Raw genomic sequence first — 19,704 nt, forward strand, 5'->3', positions numbered from 1 at the left:
CACCAGGAAAAAGTACACAGCATCTGCTTCTGAGTCTAAATTCAGGCGCCCCCTAGTTGCTACACTGATTTTTCAATGCACTGAAGCAAGCATCATAGGGGTTACAGCGATGCCGTTCATACAGTCCCACGGACTATACGATTCACGTTTCGAGCACGATGCGTGTGGTGTAGCCATGATTGCTCATATTCGGGCCGAAAGCTCGCATGACATCATTCAGCAGGGTTTGACGGCTTTGAAACGAATGCGTCATCGCGGAGCCTGCGAGGAGACTTGCCAACTGGGGGACGGAGCGGGAATCCTAACCCGTCTGCCGGATTTGTTGTTTCGGCAGGACTGGCATGATCTATCGAATCCGCTGCCGCCAACAGGACAATACGGTGTAGGCGTGGTGTTCATGCCTGCCGATCAGGCGGCGCGTCGTCAGTGCGAAGCGCAGATTGTTGATGCGGCAAAGCGACTGGGGTTGCGTACGCTGGGGTGGCGGGATGTCCCGGTTGATGAATTCGGGTTGCATGAGAGTGCGCGGACAGGACGCCCTTGGATTCGTCAGGTCTTTCTGGCTGCGGAGCCTGCCGACAGATTGACTGAAACGCAGCTTGAGCGGAGCCTATACACGCTCAGGCGTCGTCTGGAAAAGGATGTCTGCGATCCGGACTTCCATATTCCTAGTCTGTCGTGTCGCACTATAGTCTACAAAGGGCTGTTGCTGCCGGGACAGCTGGCGGCTTTCTACACGGACTTGCAGAACCCCCTGTACGTATCGCCATTTGCGATGGTGCACAACCGTTTCAGTACCAATACCTTTCCAAGCTGGTCTCGGGCACAGCCGAATCGGCTGTCACTGCACAATGGTGAAATCAATACGATTCGTGGCAATGTCAATGCCATCACCGCGCTGGAAGGAGGGCTGCAATCCACCTTGTTTGCCGATGCCCCGGCTGTGCTGCAAGGCGTGATCGACCACCATGGCAGTGATTCGGCCATGTTTGATAATGTGCTGGAATTGTTGGTCATGTCGGGCTGGTCTTTGCCGCACGCCATGATGATGCTGATCCCTGAGCCTTGGCAGCATGATCTCGAGATGGAGCCGGAACTGCGGGCGTTTTACCGGTTTCACAGTCATGTGATGGCGCCCTGGGATGGGCCGGCCGCCATGATGTACAGCGATGGGCTGGGCGTTGGTGCGTGCCTCGACCGCAATGGTTTGAGACCCTTGCGCTTCACCCTCACCCACGACAACTATGTATATGCAGCCTCCGAAGTCGGGGTGTTTGACATTGCCGAGCACCGCGTACTCAAAAAGTCCCGTCTGGGGCCAGGGCAAATGCTTTGGGTGGATCTTCAGACGCAGTGTTTATTGCTGAACGATGCTATCAAAGCCCAGGTGACACGCACTCGCCCCTATGGTGAGTGGGTACAGCGTGTCGTCGTCGATGTTCCCCGCTTGTCTGCCACGGTCTGTGAGACCGGGAATAGCCTGCGCCATCATCCTGATTGGTCGAACTGGCAACAGTACTTTGGGCTTACCCATGAAGTGCTCGATAAAGTGCTGGCACCCATGGCGCAGAACGGCCATGAGGCGATCAGCTCCATGGGATATGACACGCCCCTGGCAGTGCTGTCCGAACATCCGAGATGCTTGTTCGATTATTTCAAGCAGCGTTTTGCTCAAGTCACGAATCCGCCTATTGATGCAGTACGTGAGCAGCGCGTGACGTCGGTGGAGATGCTGCTGGGCGGTGAGGGCAATCTTCTAGCGCCGAAACCGGACGATTACCGGAAGATCTGTTTGCCAAGCGCTATGTTGACCTTGGACGACGTGCAGCGAATTGCAAACGTTGAAACACACGGCATTGCGGCGGCCTCGTTGTCGCTGCTGGTACCAGTCGCTCGCGCAGGTGGAGCAATGCATCTTGAACAGGCATTGCATGCTTTGCAATACTGTGCGGCACAGGCTGTGGAAAATGGCCATACAGTACTGATTCTGGATGACCGAGGAGTCAGCGCACGGCAGGTGGCCATTCCCTCATTGCTGGCGGTATCGGCAGTCCATCAGTATTTAATCCGGCAAGGGCTGCGCAGCAAGACCAGTCTGGTGGTGGTCTCTGCCGAGCCGCAAGAAGTGCACCACATGGCCGTGTTGTTAGGGTACGGTGCTAATGCCGTGTGTCCCTATTTGGTTCATGCCCTGTATGCCGATGAGCAAGAAATTGAGCGCTATCACCGGGCGATCGACAAAGGTTTGCTCAAGATAATGTCGAAAATGGGCATTTCAGTGTTGCAAAGCTACATGGGAGCTCAGGTTTTTGATGCGGTCGGGCTGCATGCCGATGTCATCGAGTCATATTTCCCGGGGACAGCGTCGCAGGTGGGTGGCCTGCATCTGGACGACATCGAGACTGATGTGCGAGTCCGGCATGCGACAGCTTATACCAATCCGCCGCAGCCTTTGCGGGGTGGCTCGGATATGCAGTGGCGTGCTGAGGGAGAGCCGCATCTGTATAACCCGAAAACAATCCACAGCCTGCAACGAGCCAGCCGTTCAGGAGACATGCAAATTTATCGTGAGTATTGTGACAGCATGCACAACGAGACGGCATCCCGCATTGCTTTGCGCGGAGTCTTGACTTTTAGACAGGCGCTGAAACCGATTCCTGTTGAAGAGGTGGAGCCTGAAGCAGCAATTTTGCAGCGATTCCGTTCTGGAGCCATGTCTTTTGGCGCCATCAGCCAGGAGGCACACGAAGCCATCGCCATCGCCATGAATCGTCTAGGGGCGTGCAGCAACTCTGGTGAGGGTGGAGAGGACCCGTCGCGCTACCCGACCTTGGCCAATGGAGATTCCAAAAACAGTGCCATCAAGCAAGTGGCCACGGGCCGTTTCGGGGTGACCAGCGCCTACCTGGTCAGTGCGGATGAAATTCAGATCAAAATTGCCCAAGGAGCCAAGCCGGGTGAAGGCGGGCAACTTGCGGGCAACAAAGTGACGGTGGAGATCGCTCATACACGGGGATCCACGCCAGGCATCGAATTGATTTCGCCACCGCCTCACCACGATATTTATTCGATTGAAGACCTGGCCGAGCTGATTTTTGATCTGAAAAACAGTAATCCGCGCGCCCGTATCAGCGTCAAGCTGGTGGCCGAAGCCGGAGTCGGGACGATTGCCGCCGGTGTGGCCAAGGCCAAGGCGGACGCGATCGTCATCAGCGGCTATGACGGAGGAACGGGTGCGGCAGCGCGCAGTAGCATCAAACACGCGGGCTTGCCCTGGGAACTGGGACTGGCCGAAACACAGCAAACTCTGGTGCTGAACGGTTTGCGGGACCGGGTTGTGCTGGAGACCGATGGCAAGCTGATGTCTGGTCGGGACGTGATCATTGCCGCCCTGCTTGGGGCTGAAACATTTGGTTTTTCCACCCTGTTGCTGGTGGCCTTGGGCTGTGTGATGATGCGCGTCTGCCATCTGGATACGTGCCCTGTGGGCGTTGCAACCCAAAACCCGCTGTTGCGAGCGAAAATGACAGGCACTCCGGAGCATGTGGTGAATTTGTTGCACATGATCGCCCTGGATGTGCGCGAACACATGGCCATGTTGGGTATCAGACGTCTGGATGAACTTATTGGACGCACGGACTTACTCGTTGCGGATCCGTCTCGTGCAGGCCGGGCGCGCAAGCTGGATGTCACGGCCTTGTTGCATGCTGCTCACGGACCACGACGTTCGATGCGCGTACAGATGCATGGGCTGGACGACACACTGGATGCGCGGGTGCTGTTGCCTCTGTGCCGCAAGGCCTGGGAACGTCGTGAGCCGGTCAAGGCCGAATTGCTAATTGACAATGAGGATCGCGCGGTGGGAACCCGATTGGGTAGTGAGTTAACGCGTCATTGTGGCCCGTCCGGTTTGCCCGATGATCATATTCGCCTGCATTTCCGCGGTGTCGCAGGACAAAGTTTTGGCGCATTCGTCCCCAGGGGAATAACCTTGATGCTTGAGGGCGAGGCCAATGATGGCGTAGGGAAAGGCTTGTCGGGGGGCAAGCTGGTCATCCTGCCGCCCTGGGCAGCCAGCTATTCTGCGCATGAGCAGTCCATTGTGGGAAATTGCGCGTTCTATGGGGCCACCGGCGGGCAAGGCTATATCTGTGGGCAGGCCGGAGAGCGGTTTGCAGTGCGCAACAGTGGTGCGCACCTGGTGGTAGAGGGCGTAGGCGACCATGCCTGTGAGTACATGACAGGAGGCGTCGCAGTTATTCTGGGACAAATCGGGAAGAATTTTGCTGCCGGAATGTCTGGCGGGCTTGTCTATCTTCATGCACCGCAGGCGGATGCCACTTGGCAGCGTTGTCAGCTCGACGGCATGTTGCTGACACCATTGCTGGACCTTGACGATGAAGATATTGTCCGGGTGAACACATTGCTGCACAACCATCTTGCGTGTACCGGAAGTCAGCGTGCCAGAGAGCTATTGCAGAACTGGTCGGAAAGTGTGGGACAGATCTACCGTTTGATGCCCGCTGCGTACAAGCGTGTGCTTGATGCGACTGCCGGACCACGCAAGGTATTGATGATTCAGTCTATTTGATGGGAGAGCGCGCATGGGAAAAGCGACGGGTATTCTTGAGGTCAGGCGACAGGGCATGCCCTATCGAGATCCCGCAACGCGTATCCGGGATTGGGAAGAGATTGTCTTGTTATCTGCAGATGAAGCGCTGCAGGCTCAAGCTTCACGATGCATGGACTGTGCAGTACCGTTTTGTCAGGACGGTAGTGTATTGGGGGGCATGACGACAGGGTGCCCCGTTTACAACTTGATTCCGGAATGGAATGACCTGGTCTATCACGGGCAGTGGCGCAAAGCCTATGAACGGCTGAGTCTCACCAATCCATTTCCGGAGTTCACGGGACGAGCGTGTCCCGCGCCTTGCGAAGCGGGATGTGTGGCTGCCTTGGTGGATACACCGGTCACGATCAAGGACATTGAACGGTCGATTATTGATCGTGCTTTTCAGCAAGGCTGGGTCACAGCCGAGCCGCCCAGAGCCCGTTCGGGCCGTTGCGTGGCTGTGATCGGTTCGGGGCCGGCTGGCTTGGCTGCGGCGTCGATGTTGAATCGCTGGGGCCATGCGGTCACGGTGTTTGAGCGGGCTGACCGCCTGGGGGGACTGCTGACCTATGGCATCCCCAAGACAAAGTTGCCGCAGTCTGTTGTGGACCGTCGCGTACAGTTATTGAGAGATGAAGGGATTCAGTTTCAAATCGGTGTCGAAGTGGGTCGGGATGTGTTGATCACAGATCTGGCGGGTCAATACGATGCGGTTTTGCTGTGTTCCGGAGCAACCGTGCCGCGTGATGTGTCCGTGTCCGGCACAGCCCTGGAAGGGGTACATTTTGCCATGGATTACCTGACCGGCAACACGAAGAGTCTGCTGGGCTCCGGTTTGCAAGATGAGCAATTTATTTCGGCGAACGGACGCGATGTGGTCATCATTGGCGGAGGAGATACTGCAGTGGATTGCATTACCACAGCGTTGCGACAAGGCTGCCGAAGTCTGGTCCAGTTTGATATCTACACGCAGCGGCCGGATCAACGCGGACCAGATAATCCGTGGCCGGAATATCCAGTGATTCACAAGTTGGAACCCGGGCAACGCGAGGCTGCGATCCGTTTTCAGCGGGATCCGCGCGCCTTTTCGACGTCGGCCGTTGCTTTTCTGAGTGAGACGCCACGGCAGGTCAGCCATGTTCGCAGTGTTGTGCTGGACGCACAGCGGCAAGCCATTCCAGGTACTGAGCGGTTGTGGAAGGCGCAACTGGTGCTACTGGCAATTGGCTTTCAGGGTCCGGAGCCGGCTTTGTTCGAGTCCCTGGGCATCAATCACGACGTGCGTGTCCGAGCTAGCGACACAGGTGCCCATCGCTACAGTACACCTGTGAAAGGGGTTTTCGTGGCCGGGGACGCCAGGCGCGGGCAAAGCCTGATTGTCTGGGCCATACAGGAAGGAAAGGAAGCGGCTCAGGCCTGTCACCGCTACCTGACAGGTTTGAACAGGAGTGCGTGAGTATGAGAGAGAACATGATTCAGGCAGCATTTGCAGAGCGTATCGGTGGCCAAGGGTTTGGGCGTGATACACGTATGTACAAGTTTGAGATGATCAAGCAAGCCAAGCGGCAAGCCCTGCAGGCGAATCCGGACATTGAGTTGATTGATCTGGGTGTGGGGGAACCGGATGCGATGGCGGATCCCGCGGTGGTACGCATCTTGCAGGACGAGGCCGCCAAACCTGAAAACCGTTTTTATGCCGACAACGGGATATTGACGTTCAAGCGTGCGGCTGCAGCCTATATGCGCGAAGAATTTGGGGTCGCCGACCTCGACCCGGAAACCGAGATTATTCCGGTGGTGGGCAGCAAATCGGCGTTGGCCATGCTGCCGGCTGCGTTCATCAACCCGGGAGATGTGATTCTAATGCCCTCCCGGGCTATCCGGTACTGGCGACGTCCGGGGCCTATTACGGTGGCCGCGTTGTTTCTTTGCCGTTGCATGAAGAACAGGGCTTCCTGCCGGACTTAAGCGAGCTGAAACCAGAAGATATGCAGCGGGCCAAGCTGTTGTACTTGAACTATCCGAATAACCCCACAGGGGCGCTGGCCTCCGGCGCGTTTTTTGAGCAGGTCGTGGACTTTGCCCAACAACACGGCACCTTGGTGGTGCATGACGCTGCGTATGCGGCTCTGGTGTTCAATGGGGTGAAACCGCTCAGCTTTTTGGCCACGCGGGGCGCTAAGCAAGTAGGTGTTGAACTGCACTCATTATCCAAGGCTTTCAACATGACAGGATGGCGAATCGGCTTCATGGCGGGCAATGCACAGATCATCAAAGCCTTTGCTACGGTGAAGGACAACACGGATTCTGGCCAATTCATCCCCATACAAAAGGCGGCTGCCTACGCATTGGCCCATCCCGAGATCACTAGGCAGACAGCACAAAAATACGCACGTCGCCATGATTTGTTATGCGAGGTACTGAGGTCCAGCGGGTTTCGTATACAGCCGCCGGGAGCCTCGTTTTTTTGTATGCACGCATTCCACGTGCGGTTCGGGGCGGTGTGAGATTTGATTCGGCAGCGCAATTCAGTGATTACCTGATTCGGGAGCATTTGATTTCCAGTGTGCCTTGGGATGAGGTCGGACCGTATGCGCGATTTTCGGTGACCTATGAGGCGGCCACCAGGCAGGAAGAGGTGCGTGTGATGCAGGCCATGCGTGGGCGTCTGGAACGGGTCTCATTTGAATTTTGAGCAGGGGAAAGAGCATGCGATTTGTCAAGATGCATGGGTTGGGCAATGCCTACGTTTTTTTCAATGTGCTGGGCAGACCGGATATCTATGCAGACTGGTCGGCCCTGGCGCAAGCAGTATCGAATGTTCATTTCGGAATCGGCTCAGATGGTCTGATTCTGATCGGACCTGCCTCGCATGCAGATTTCAGCATGCGCATATTCAATGCAGATGGGTCTGAGGGGCAAACCTGCGGGAATGGCTTGCGTTGCGTTGCCAAACTGCTCAAGGATGAAGGGTGGATCGATACGGACCAGTTTTCAATCGAAACCCGAGGTGGTGTGGTGCAAGTTGAGCTGATCAGGCACAGCGCACGCTACTCCTGGGTCAAGGTGGACATGGGCGACCCCAGCCTTCTCAAAGCCGATGTGCCTATGCTGGGTATTGCCGATGCCATGACCATTGATGAGCCCTTTGAGATTGGGACTGATCACTTTAGGCTGACGTGTGTGTCTATGGGAAACCCACATGCCTTGCTGTTTGTCGAAGAAGTGGCAACCGTCCCGCTGGCAGAGTGGGGCCCGCGGATCGAACAAGCACATTGGTTTCCCGAGCGTGTGAATGTTGGCGTGGTGGCGGTGCGCAATCAGCAGGAGATGGATTACCGGGTTTGGGAGCGCGGCTCGGGAATGACCCAGGCATGTGGCTCAGGAGCGTGTGCCGCTGTGGTGGCGGCTTGTCTGAATGGCAAGATCCGGCGTGATGTGCCTGTGTGTGTACACCTGCCTGGGGGTGATTTGACCATACAGTGGGCGTCCTCCGGCCATGTGTGGATGACCGGCCCGGCAGAAACCGTATGTGAAGGAGAATACGATGTGTCCGGAGCAGCGGCGAGCCGGAAAAAGCACACATCTTGCGCCATTAAGTCTACAGCCATTCATCTTTTCGATTGTTACTCTGGACCTGTCAAAACACGCTTGCAAGGAGAGCGAAAATGGGAGCCACATGGTCCATAGATCAAATCATCTCGGATGTGCGTAAACAAAACGTGCGTTTTATTCGTTTGCAGTTCACAGATTTGTTCGGTGCGTTCAAAAACGTCGAAATTCCGGTCAGCCAGTTGCCCAAGGCACTCGACAACAAGATGATGTTCGATGGCTCGTCGATTGAAGGCTTTGTACGTATCGAAGAGTCGGACATGTACTTGTATCCCGACCTGGATACTTGGCTGATTTATCCCTGGGGAACAGAAAAGGGAAAAATCGGAGCGCTGATCTGCGATGTCTATCGGCCTGATGGCACCCCATTTAGAGGTGCGCCGCGAAGCATCCTGAAAAAAGCGATTGCCGAAATGAAAGCCATGGGATTTTCGGCCATGAATGTGGGTCCGGAGCCGGAGTTCTTCCTGTTCAAAACTGATGCTGCGGGGCGTCCCACGATGGAGCTGAACGATCAGGGCGGATACTTCGATCTGGCGCCGACGGACATGGGCGAGAATTGTCGGCGGGATATTGTGCTCTCCCTGGATAGCATGGGGTTTGAAGTAGAGGCCTCCCACCATGAGGTGGCGCCGGGTCAGCATGAAATTGACTTCAAATATGCTGATGCTGTCAGAACTGCGGATCAGATTCAGATTTTCAAATTGGTGGTCAAAAACATCGCCAAACAACATGGTCTGCACGCCACCTTCATGCCCAAGCCGCTTTTTGGTGTCAATGGATCGGGTATGCATTGTCACCAGTCATTGACCCGCGGTGATGAAAATGTGTTCGCCAGCGATGAAGAGTCGCATCGCCTCAGTGTGACGGCCAAGCACTATCTGGCCGGCATTCTCAAACATGCGCGGGCGTTTGCAGCAATTACCAATCCGACGGTGAATTCCTACAAACGCCTGGTGCCGGGTTATGAGGCACCGTGCTATCTGGCCTGGTCAGCAAGAAATCGCAGCCCTCTGGTCAGGGTCCCGGCCAGCTACGGTCCCAGCACACGAATCGAGGTGCGCAATGCCGATCCGTCGGCCAACCCGTATCTGGCGCTTGCGATGATGCTGGTATCGGGATTGGATGGTATACGCAATCAGCTGCCGCTGCCTGAGCCAGTCAACCAGAACATCTTCACCATGAGTGCTGAGGAGAAATTGCGGCTCGGTATTGTGAGTCTGCCATCGAGCCTGTATGAGGCGCTGGAAGAACTCAAGCAGGATGCAATATTGACCCAGGCCTTGGGTAAGCATGCGCTGGAGCGGTTCCTATCGGCCAAAATGCAGGAATGGGATGCCTTCCGCACGGCAGTCCACCCCTGGGAAAGAGAGCAGTATTTGACCCAGTTCTGAGGGCCCCAGGGCGATTTCGAGCCTTATATCATACCGGCTCAATTAAAGAGCAATTAGCGGCGTTGTCGATCGACCAGATCGATATGGCACCTTGATTACTGTTTATTGGCACCACCGGTTTGATCTGGCGCCGGGATCGCTGTTGCTTGTCTACGGTAATTCCGTATGCTGTTTCAACGGCATATCATCGCGAATGGGTACGGTCTGACGCTCAATCATGCGGTGCACATAGGGTGGTTTTTTGCCCCGGTGCAGAGATAGCAAGCGGTCGAATACCTCGGCGTCCGACTGCGTGCGGCGTTGATGATGACGCACATATTCAACCCAGGTGGGCACATGATAGCTTTCGGTCCAGACGCTCGGGCGCTCCAGGTCGCGCAGCAGCGACCATTGCCGCGCACCATCGCGCAGACGGATACGGCGCCGCTGCGCCATAAGAGAAAGAAAGACTTCGATGTCTTTCTGCGCAATTTCATAATCAACCATGACCATAATGGGACCACTGCGTCCGCGCAAATCCAGCAGCAAGGTGGGTTCGTTGAAGCGATCAGCCGGATCAAGGCTAAGCTTGCTGAACTCTGGCAATACGTAGCGCAGCCCTATAGCCGCACCAAAGACCAGCACTGCACCTGATCCGAGCAACGCTCCATCCGTCCCATAGGCTTCGGCACTTAGACCCCAAGCCCAGCTTCCTACCGCCATGCCGCCGAATGTTGCAGTCTGGTATAGCGCCAGAGCACGCCCCACCACCCAACGCGGCGTGGATAGCTGCACGGTCACGTTAAACAGCGATAGCGTCAATACCCAGCAGGCGCCGGCAGGCAGTACGATCAGGCAACTCAGCCACATCTGGCGGCTCAGCGCGAGCGCCACCGCGCTCAGTGCGAAGACCAGGAAAGTGGCGCGCACGATGGTTTCGTTGCCCCAGCGATCACGCACCCGGTCATTCAGCAAAGCTCCACCGATAGCCCCCATCCCGAAACAGCCTAACATGATGCCGTACGAAAAAGCGCCACCAGTCACCAGGTCACGCGTCACCAATGGCAGCAAGGCCAAAACCGAAACCGCTGCAAACCCGAAAATGAAACTACGGCCCATGACCTTCAACAGGTTGGGCGACATGGCGATGTAGCGCAATCCCCCTGATAAAGCGCTGCCAAAAGTTTCGCGCGGCAGCGGGTTGACTGCGCGTTGCGGCTTCCAGCGTGCCAGCACCCTGATCAGGGCAATATAGCTGACTGCATTCACCGCAAAGGCAAATGCGGCGCCAGCAAGCGCCACAATCAGACCGCCCACGGCCGGGCCGATACTGCGCATAAGGTTGTAACTCATGCTGTTCAGTGTCACGGCACCGGGAAGGTCCTCGCGCGGGACAAGGTCCCCCATTGACGCTTGCCACGACGGGTTGTGCAATGCCGTGCCGCAGCCGATGGAAAATGTGAAGGCCAGCAGCAGCCAGGGCGAAAGCAGCCCCGCGACGGCAAAGATGGCGAGGGCCGTCGATACCACCATCATCAATATTTGTGCCACCAGCATGATATTGCGACGCTCGAAACTATCAGCCAATACCCCGGCCGCGAGTGAAAAAATCATGACCGGCAGTGTGGTTGCCGCCTGCACCAAGGCAACCATATCATCCGAAGAGGAAATGGTAGTCATCATCCAGGCTGCACCCACAGTCTGGATGAGACCGCCCAGGTTGGACGCCAGGGTGGCAGTCCAGAGTGCGCGAAAGGTAGTGTGCTTGAACGGGGCTAAAGGTGAAACGCTCATAAGAATATCGGTCCGTGGCAAAGCGAGGTTGTCCGAGCTCCAGATGAACCTATTATGACAGTGAACGCATATCAGCGCCGCGCTTCAACGCGCCTATGCTTCTTGCCAAAGCCATTCAGTCAGTACATAATTCAGTACGGTTTTCAACCGAGGTGTATCAAAAGCCCTGTTGAATCAAGTATTTTGGTGAAGTAGCGGTTGTCTCGTTTTCCGCTCCAAATTCCTAAAAAGGCCCAAATTTCGGTTTGGGCCTTTTTGTTTTGTATGCTGTACTCCAGTCGGACAATAAAAGAACGCAAGCATGGACATCGTAATAATTCTCTTGTTGGCTTTCCTCGGATGGCAAATATTGCGCGTACGTTACCAGCGTGCACGTATTGCCTTGCTGGGGCGGCACCTAGCTAGCCTGCAGCTTGAGCGCCACATGGAAACACTGACGGAAGGCTATACTCGCGCCATCCGTGAAGAGCCTGAATCCCGCCAGCTTCAGGTGCTGGATATGCTTAGCCAGACTGAGCGCGCCGTGGCGGCGCAGGCTCAGTCGCTCGCCGATGCCATGCAGAAGGAAAACCTGCAAGCGGCCGGCATGAGTACACTCTCGCTTTGCGTGCCTTACATCGAGCGCTTTCTGCCTGCTGTCACGCGAGATTTCCGCAAACTGCTGCACATCCACGCGACTGGCTTGCGCCACGTTGTGGACAACGATAGCGGCTGGGACGCAAAGAGCCGCGCCTACCACCTCTCGGCAGAACTATACCTGCTGCAGCACAGCTGCCACTGGTTCTGCAAATCTCGCGCCGTCGCCGATGCACGGCTGCTAATGCGGCATCAAGTCAATCATCAGAAAGTGCTGGATTCAGTGTCAGAGGTGACTCGCTCGGCGTATCTACAGTGGTTGCAGCGGTAACCTTAGAGCCAGCACTGATCTTGATTCATATCGTATCTGGATCTTATTTCGATTCTTTAATAAAGTATGTATAACCTTGATGCCGCTCAAGACACGCCACGAGTTTTTATGGTTCACTGTGTACATACGATACTGTTCTCCCCTGTTTAACAGTATTGCTTTTTTCACTGCTTTTCGGTTTTTGCTACTGGAGATTAATTATTATGTTAGCTAAAGTCACTTTTGCCGCGCTACTGTCAATCATGAGCTTGCCCGCTCTGGCCGCTAACTGCGAAATCACGGTTGACTCCACCGATGCCATGCAATACGACACCAAAGAAATAACAGTGGATAACACTTGCGAAGAATTTACCGTCAATCTTACTCATTCTGGTCAACTGCCCAAGGCTTCCATGGGTCACAACTGGGTATTGACAACAGAGGCCGACAAGCAAGCAGTAGCTACTGAAGGCATGGCTGCTGGCCTGGATAACGATTACGTCAAGGCCGACGACGAGCGCGTTATTGCGCACACCAAAATCATCGGCGGCGGCGAGTCCGATTCAGTCACTTTCGATGTTTCCAAGCTGACTGCAGGCGAAAATTACGCCTTCTTTTGCTCCTTCCCCGGCCACTGGGCCGTCATGACAGGTACGCTGAAGCTAAGCAGCTAATTACGCTTCTAAAACCTTCCTGCATGTAAGTGGTGTTAAAAAATCTCTTTAGACTAAGCCCGGGAAGCTGGATACCTAACCAGCTTCCCGGGGTAAAGAGGTTAACCCAAGCTCATTTTCAAAGACAGGTATCCACGTAGATCTAGCAAAGATGTCTTGACCTTCCCACGATGGGAAGCTATATCCTTCTCTTAATCTAGTTAAACTGAATGATAAGGAGGTAGGATCTTGAGCGCCCTAACCCATCAAGAAAGCATCTTGGCAACCACGATCAGCCTGCCTATCGAAGGCATGAGCTGCGCCTCGTGCGTAGGCCGCGTGGAAAAAGCCCTCGGAAAGGTCCCAGGCGTTGATTCGGTCACTGTCAACCTGACGACCGAGCGAGCTGACATCAAGGTACTTGCTCCCGTTGACCGTCAGACTCTGGTCAATACGGTTGAGGCCGCCGGTTATAGCGTGCCGGCCACAGCCATCGACTTGACGGTGGCCGGCATGACCTGCGCATCCTGCGTGGGCCGTGTCCAGAAAGCGCTCAAAGCCGTCCCCGGCGTTGTTGAGGCCACAGTAAATCTGGCCACCGAGCGCGCCCACGTACGCGGCAGCACCGATCCCAACACTCTGGTTGCCGCGATTGCCGCGGCAGGCTATACAGCGCAAGCCATAGACGCTGGCGCATCCGCCGACGATGACGCTGCAAACGAGCGCAAAGACGCTGAGCGTGCAGCGCTCAAACGCGATCTGACCCTTGCTGCTGTTCTGACATTGCCGGTTTTTATGCTGGAAATGGGTTCGCACCTGATTCCAGGCATGCATGAACTGATCCTGGACACCATAGGCGCCCAATGGAACTGGTATATTCAGTTCGCGCTGACGACACTGGTGCTGGCTGTGCCGGGCCTTCGCTTTTACCGGCTGGGCATTCCAGCGCTTTTTCGTCTGGCGCCCGACATGAATTCGTTGGTCGCGGTCGGCACCTTCGCAGCCTATGCCTATTCCCTGGTCGCCACCTTCACGCCATCACTGCTACCAGCAGGTACAGTGAATGTCTATTATGAAGCAGCTGCGGTCATCGTCACGCTGATCCTCCTAGGCCGTTTTCTGGAAGCACGCGCCAAAGGCCGCACTTCCGAAGCCATCAAGCGATTAGTCAACCTGCAGGCAAAAACCGCACGCGTCCAGCGTGACGGGGCCGTGGTCGAAATTCCCATCACCGACGTCGCGGCCGGCGACATTCTCGAGGTACGCCCCGGGGAGCGAATTCCTGTCGACGGTAAGGTGACGCAGGGTCAAAGTTATGTCGATGAGTCCATGATCACCGGCGAGCCCATTCCGGTTGCAAAAACAATGAACAGCAAGCTGGTCGGAGGCACCGTCAATCAAAAGGGAGCACTGTCTTTCCGCGCGACGGCAGTGGGTGGCGCAACCGTACTTTCGCAGATTATCCGCATGGTCGAACAGGCGCAGGGATCCAAGCTGCCCATCCAGACTCTGGTAGACAAAGTAACCATGTGGTTCGTGCCTGCCGTCATGGCAGCCGCCGCGTTAACCTTTCTCGTCTGGATTGTCTTCGGGCCGCAGCCTGCATTGACCTTTGCGCTCGTCAATGCCGTGGCTGTCCTGATCATTGCTTGCCCTTGCGCCATGGGGCTTGCGACACCGACTTCAATCATGGTGGGCACCGGGCGCGGTGCGGAACTTGGCGTTCTTTTCCGTAAGGGCGAAGCATTGCAGCTGCTGAAAGATGCAACGGTCGTCGCCGTCGACAAGACCGGCACGCTGACCGAGGGACGGCCAACGCTAACCGATCTGAACATCGCTGAAGGCTTCAAGCGCGAGGAAGTGCTAGGCCGGATCGCCGCTGTCGAGGCGAAATCCGAGCACCCTATCGCGCGCGCCATCGTCGAGGCAGCCAGTAATGAAGGTATAGTCATTCCAGATGTTTCAAACTTCGAATCGATCACCGGCTTCGGCGTGAAAGCATACGTCAACGGAGAACAGGTTGACGTCGGGGCAGACCGCTATATGCGCAAGCTGGGACTCGACGTTGATGTTTTTTCGGAAACTGCCGAGCGTCTGGGAAACGAAGGCAAGACGCCACTTTATGCCGCCATTGGTGGCCGGCTGGCTGCGATTGTCGCGGTCGCCGATCCCATCAAAGTAACAACGCCCCAGGCCATCGCTGCGCTGCATAAACTTGGCCTGAAGGTCGCCATGATCACGGGCGACAACCGTCGCACGGCAGAAGCCATTGCGCGCCAGCTTGGAATTGACGAAGTGGTTGCCGAGGTCCTGCCGGAAGGCAAGGTCGAGGCCGTGCGCAAGCTAAAGGCCGAGCACGGACGACTGGCATTCGTGGGCGACGGTATCAACGACGCGCCCGCGCTGGCCGAAGCGGATGTGGGCCTTGCCGTGGGCACCGGCACGGATATCGCCATCGAGGCGGCCGACGTGGTATTGATGTCGGGGAACCTCATGGGTGTACCTACCGCCATTGCACTGTCACGCGCAACGATAGGCAACATTCGTCAGAATCTGTTCTGGGCCTTCGCCTACAACACCGCCCTGATTCCGGTGGCGGCGGGTGCGCTTTATCCGGCCTTGGGGATCCTCATGTCGCCAATCTTCGCAGCGGGGGCAATGGCGCTTTCGAGTGTCTTCGTTCTGGGTAATGCACTGCGCTTGCGCGGGTTTCGCCCGCCTATAGAAGAAACCGCCGAGTACTCTCAAGGGCAGACGGCATAACTGGAAAGGAGATATTGCAATGAATATTGGAGAAGCGGCAAAAGCCTCGGGCGTCTCGGCCAAAATGATCCGATATTACGAGCAGGTCGGCCTGATTCCCCCGGCCAATCGTCGGGAGTCAGGTTATCGACACTATTCTGCGTCTGACGTGCATATGCTGCAGTTTATCCGCCGAGGTCGTGATCTAGGCTTTCCGGTGGCACAGATCAGTGAGCTTTTGGATCTCTGGCGCGACAAATCGCGCCAGAGCGCTGAGGTAAAACGTATCGCTACAGCTCACATTACTGAGCTGCGCGAGAAGATAGACAGCCTGGAACAAATGGCCGGTACGCTTCAAACGCTGATCGAATGCTGCGCCGGTGACGACCGGCCCAACTGTCCGATTTTGGCCGATCTCGAGAACACGGCCTAGTTAACGGGTAGCGCAGGCCGCCGCCACGCAGCCGCCCCCAGCGCCGCCACGGCGAGCGCCAGCGGCACAAGTGACACCCAAAGCACTGTGTCCCATCCGTACGATGCCAGCAAGCTTCCCGAGGCGAACGACCCCACAGCCATGGTCCCAAAAACAACAAAATCGTTGAAGGACTGAACGCGCGTGGCCTCCTCAGGCCTGTGACACTCAAGCACCAGCGCCGAAGCGCCAATAAAGCCAAAGTTCCAGCCTATCCCCAGCAAGATGAGCGAGAGCCAGAAATGGCGGACGTCAATGCCCGTCAATCCCACCGCCGTCGCCAGGCCGATCAGGAGCAAGCCTAACGTCACTACACGGCCCGCTCCGAACCGGGTGATCAGCCGCCCCGTAAAGAAGCTGGGTGCGTACATGGCAATGACATGCCATTGCATGCCCAGATTGGCAGACTCTTGCGGATGGCCGCACATCTGCATCGCTAGCGGAGCCGCCGTCATCAAGAAATTCATGAGCATGTAGGAAACCGCACCGCAGATGGCTGCCGTAATAAAACGCGGCTGGCGCACAATCATTGATAAGGGACGTCCTCCGGCCACCCCTTCGGTGCCAGCGTCGGTAACCTGACGCCAAGCAATACGACTGCTGATACCGCTGCAACCACTGCCTGCACAAGAAAAGTGACGGCGAACATATAGGGCTGCCACAGGTTCATGGTATAGGTGACAAGCTGCGGTCCGATGACGCCAGCGGCTACCCCGCCCCCATGACAAACGAAAGGGCGCGAGCCCGCATTTCCGGCTCTACGCCATCGGTAGCGGCAAAGCGAAAGGACAGAACGACTGCCGCATAGGCGCCTCCAAAGAATGTCGCCAGGCAAAATAGCCAGAACGAAGCCAGCACAACGGCCATTGCCGACAGCAATCCGACCAGCACGCCGCATCCCGCTCCGGTCAGAAAGGCAGCCCGGCGACCATAACGCCGGGCGATTCCGCCCATGGGCAAGATGCATGCGGCCATGCCGACCACGAAAATGGAAATAGGCAAGGTTGCCAATGTCTTGTCTGCAGCGAGCATGTGGCCCACAATCGAACCCGTAGCAAAGACCACCACTGAATTAGCACCGGCCAATGCCTGCGCCAAGGTAAGTCGAATGGTGTTTCCTCGCTGATCGCGCTCCGACAATATAGGAGTAGCCCCTTCCAATGAACCGGCATTAACATTCGACACGATTTACCTCAGCTATGAATATAAGAGCGACGACACGATGCATGCCGGCCAAAAAAATCAAAGTGACTCTATGTACTGCGCCATGCGATTACGCATACCAGTATCCGGCAAATCGCCGAATGCAGCGCCCATGTTGTCCACCATATTCCTGGCACGGCTCGTGGCGGGCGTTGCGCAGGTGACGGCCGGATGAGAGATCACGAACTTCAGGAAGAACTGTCCCCAAGAGCGGATTCCCAGCTCGGCAACCCAATCCGGTACCTCGTGCCCTTTCACCAGGCTCCATAGGCGGTTGCGGCCAAAGGGCGCGTACACCAACACTGCAATGCCCCGATCCGCCGCCAGCGGCAATATGCGTTCTTCCATAACGCGATTATCGATGGCGTAATCCACACCGATAAAATCGAGAGGCTCGTCGCGCATCACGTTTTCCAGTTGATCATACTGTCGGGGGAACGTGGTAGTCACCCCCATATAGCGGATGCGCTTTTCATCGCGCAGAGCCTTCAAAAGCGGCAGTTGGGTGGGCAGGTCTCCGAGGTTGTGTACCTGAATCAGGTCGATAACGGGCTTGTCGATGGCCTTGAACGATGCTTCGATCTGGGCCTTTGCCTGTTCGATATCCGCTTTGCCACCGCCGAAACCGGCAACATTAAGCTTGGTCGCCCAGAACACCTTGTCGCTGATATTCAGTTCATTGACAATTCTTCCTGCCACGGCTTCGGACTCACCATAACTGGGCGCCGTATCAAAAACCGCCCCTCCCTGTTCGACCAAAGCACGAAACACCTGTTTCAAGGCATCGATATCAGCCCCACTTGCTGCGCTGGAGAATGTTGCAGAACTACCCAGCCCTACAACGGGTAGCTGTTGCCCGGAAGAAGGAATAGGACGTGTAATCAATGCTCCGGGCTGTTCATCTGCCCACAGCAGGCTCGGTCTAAACATCGCGCCTGTGCCAGCCGCCATACATAGCTTCAAATAATCACGACGAGAAATCATTTTGAATATCCTTTGTCTATGTAAATGTGATGTAGAAAAATCCATAAGGACTTATTCGGGCAAATTAGAAACAGCGATTCTTTGCTGTGTGCGGCCCAGCCAAATCGCAAGCCCTGCCCAGACGATAGCCAGCGGCACTGCAACACTGGCCACTGCCGCGAGTCCCATGCCCAGGCGGCCCAACGCACCTTCCAACTGAGCGCCAGCCACGTCGCCCGCTCGATAAATGAAGGTATCAACAAAAGCCTTGGCCTTGTACTTATCTTCAGAGCTGAGCACGGTAAACAGCGTTTCTCTGGCCGGACGCATAACGGCGCGCTGCACCGCTCTGAACGCCGACTCGAAAACGATCAGGGCAGCCAGCGAACCCACGGCTGCAAGACCGATAAAACCGAAGAGCACAGTAACCGGAAGCAAAGCCAAGGTAATATGAACACCCAAACGCTTCATTAAATGACCCGACACCAAGACCTGAATCACCAGCGTAGCTATTTGCGTGATCAGATCGATTTGGGCAAATAGCGTGGTGCGACTGTCCATTTCATCACCCAACGCCGCCACCATCTGCAGACGCGTAAAATAAAGAAAAGTAGCCATAATCGCCAGGATAATCACGTAGGCTGCGATGCCCGCCAAATACCTTGACTGGCATACCGCCTTGATACCGTCCCAGGCCCCTCCGCCCATAACACGCTCATCGGCTGCGGGCTGAACGGCCGCACAGCCGTTTTTTCCAGATATCGTTTGTGCGGGCTGGATATGAACGAGCACACCGGCCGCACATAATGCCAACATCAAAAAACCACTGGATACCAACAGTAAGGCGGGCGTACCAAATGGTGTTGCCAGCATGGTCGCCAGCCAGGGACCAAAGATAGCGCCCAGGGTTCCACCCACGGCAATCAGTGCGAAGAAACGCTTGCTCTGCTCTAACGAAAACCTATCGGACATCAGTGCCCAAAAAACCATGGACGAAAATAAGTTAAAGACACTGAACCAGACATAAAACACCTGGCCGGAGATTACGCCAATCGCCTCAGGCGACAGCGCAATCAGCAAGTAGAAGACCACCAGACTGAACGCGAAGAACAAGTACGTAAAAGAAATAAACACAATCCGGCGAAATCGACTGACCAGCAGTCCAAATATCGGATTGACCAGCAACGTCACGAGTGCCGTACCGACAAACAGCCAGCGCACGGTATCGAGCCCGCCACGCATGCCCAGCGCTTCGCGCGCGGGGCGCAGCATCATGAGCGCAGTCAGCACACAAAAGAAAAACAACATCGCCAAGACCACCGGCAAAACCTCTGCCCGACGAACATTGAACACGCGCTGTAATGTTATAGCCATAAGCCGATTTTTATACTTGG

At 55.9% G+C, this 19,704-nt stretch carries 12 protein-coding genes and 2 pseudogenes; 10 read left to right on the forward strand and 4 right to left on the reverse strand.

The window, feature by feature from the left end:
- Window positions 1-109: 109 nt before the first annotated feature.
- From gltB to glnA, 6 genes and pseudogenes are all read left to right on the forward strand, one after another.
- Window positions 110-4,591, forward strand: a complete 4,482-nt coding sequence (gene gltB, locus L1889_RS10115; RefSeq protein ID WP_238665020.1) for a glutamate synthase large subunit — start codon at window positions 110-112, stop codon at window positions 4,589-4,591.
- Between the two features lie 13 nt (window positions 4,592-4,604).
- Window positions 4,605-6,068 (forward strand): glutamate synthase subunit beta, encoded by a 1,464-nt coding sequence (locus tag L1889_RS10120; RefSeq protein WP_238665021.1) that lies wholly within the window; start codon window positions 4,605-4,607, stop codon window positions 6,066-6,068.
- A gap of 173 nt (window positions 6,069-6,241) precedes the next feature.
- Window positions 6,242-7,119: pseudogene (locus L1889_RS10125) on the forward strand (aminotransferase class I/II-fold pyridoxal phosphate-dependent enzyme).
- Window positions 7,116-7,307 (forward strand): hypothetical protein, encoded by a 192-nt coding sequence (locus L1889_RS10130; RefSeq protein WP_238665022.1) that lies wholly within the window; start codon window positions 7,116-7,118, stop codon window positions 7,305-7,307. The pseudogene L1889_RS10125 and the gene L1889_RS10130 overlap by 4 nt, the downstream one beginning before the upstream one ends.
- Window positions 7,308-7,321: 14 nt before the next feature.
- Window positions 7,322-8,302 (forward strand): diaminopimelate epimerase, encoded by a 981-nt coding sequence (gene dapF, locus L1889_RS10135; RefSeq protein ID WP_238665023.1) that lies wholly within the window; start codon window positions 7,322-7,324, stop codon window positions 8,300-8,302.
- Entirely contained in the window at window positions 8,281-9,618 is a 1,338-nt protein-coding gene (gene glnA, locus L1889_RS10140; RefSeq protein ID WP_238665024.1) for a type I glutamate--ammonia ligase, read from the forward strand. Before dapF ends, glnA begins: the two co-directional genes overlap by 22 nt.
- A 150-nt stretch (window positions 9,619-9,768) precedes the next feature.
- Here glnA and L1889_RS10145 read toward each other — a convergent pair whose 3' ends face one another.
- Entirely contained in the window at window positions 9,769-11,391 is a 1,623-nt protein-coding gene (locus L1889_RS10145; RefSeq protein WP_238665025.1) for an MFS transporter, read from the reverse strand.
- A gap of 301 nt (window positions 11,392-11,692) precedes the next feature.
- On the opposite strand from L1889_RS10145, the gene L1889_RS10150 reads away from it, so the two are divergent.
- The 4 genes from L1889_RS10150 to cueR all read left to right on the forward strand — a co-directional run bounded on the left by L1889_RS10150 (window position 11,693) and on the right by cueR (window position 16,105).
- Window positions 11,693-12,298 (forward strand): hypothetical protein, encoded by a 606-nt coding sequence (locus L1889_RS10150; protein ID WP_238665026.1) that lies wholly within the window; start codon window positions 11,693-11,695, stop codon window positions 12,296-12,298.
- Between the two features lie 203 nt (window positions 12,299-12,501).
- Window positions 12,502-12,951 carry an azurin gene (gene azu / locus L1889_RS10155; RefSeq protein WP_238665027.1) on the forward strand — a complete coding sequence of 150 codons (450 nt, stop codon included), beginning with the start codon at window positions 12,502-12,504 and terminating at the stop codon, window positions 12,949-12,951.
- 228 nt (window positions 12,952-13,179) lie between these two features.
- A complete protein-coding gene (locus L1889_RS10160; RefSeq protein ID WP_257793890.1) occupies window positions 13,180-15,693 on the forward strand; it encodes a heavy metal translocating P-type ATPase in 2,514 nt (837 codons plus the stop codon).
- A 19-nt stretch (window positions 15,694-15,712) separates the two neighbouring features.
- Complete coding sequence (cueR, locus tag L1889_RS10165) at window positions 15,713-16,105, forward strand: Cu(I)-responsive transcriptional regulator (protein ID WP_238665028.1); 393 nt, start codon at window positions 15,713-15,715, stop codon at window positions 16,103-16,105.
- On the opposite strand, the pseudogene L1889_RS10170 reads toward cueR, so the two are convergent.
- The 3 genes and pseudogenes from L1889_RS10170 to L1889_RS10180 all read right to left on the reverse strand — a co-directional run bounded on the left by L1889_RS10170 (window position 16,102) and on the right by L1889_RS10180 (window position 19,684).
- Window positions 16,102-17,305 (reverse strand): annotated as a pseudogene (locus L1889_RS10170) (MFS transporter). The gene cueR and the pseudogene L1889_RS10170 overlap by 4 nt on opposite strands.
- A gap of 81 nt (window positions 17,306-17,386) precedes the next feature.
- Window positions 17,387-18,331 carry an aldo/keto reductase gene (locus tag L1889_RS10175; RefSeq protein ID WP_238665029.1) on the reverse strand — a complete coding sequence of 315 codons (945 nt, stop codon included), beginning with the start codon at window positions 18,329-18,331 and terminating at the stop codon, window positions 17,387-17,389.
- Window positions 18,332-18,382: 51 nt separating this feature from the next.
- Window positions 18,383-19,684, reverse strand: coding sequence for an NTP/NDP exchange transporter (locus L1889_RS10180; RefSeq protein WP_238665030.1), 1,302 nt, complete (start codon window positions 19,682-19,684; stop codon window positions 18,383-18,385).
- Window positions 19,685-19,704: the final 20 nt, after the last annotated feature.

This window comes from Paenalcaligenes niemegkensis (assembly GCF_022230885.1).
GTDB classification, from domain to species: domain Bacteria; phylum Pseudomonadota; class Gammaproteobacteria; order Burkholderiales; family Burkholderiaceae_B; genus Paenalcaligenes; species Paenalcaligenes niemegkensis.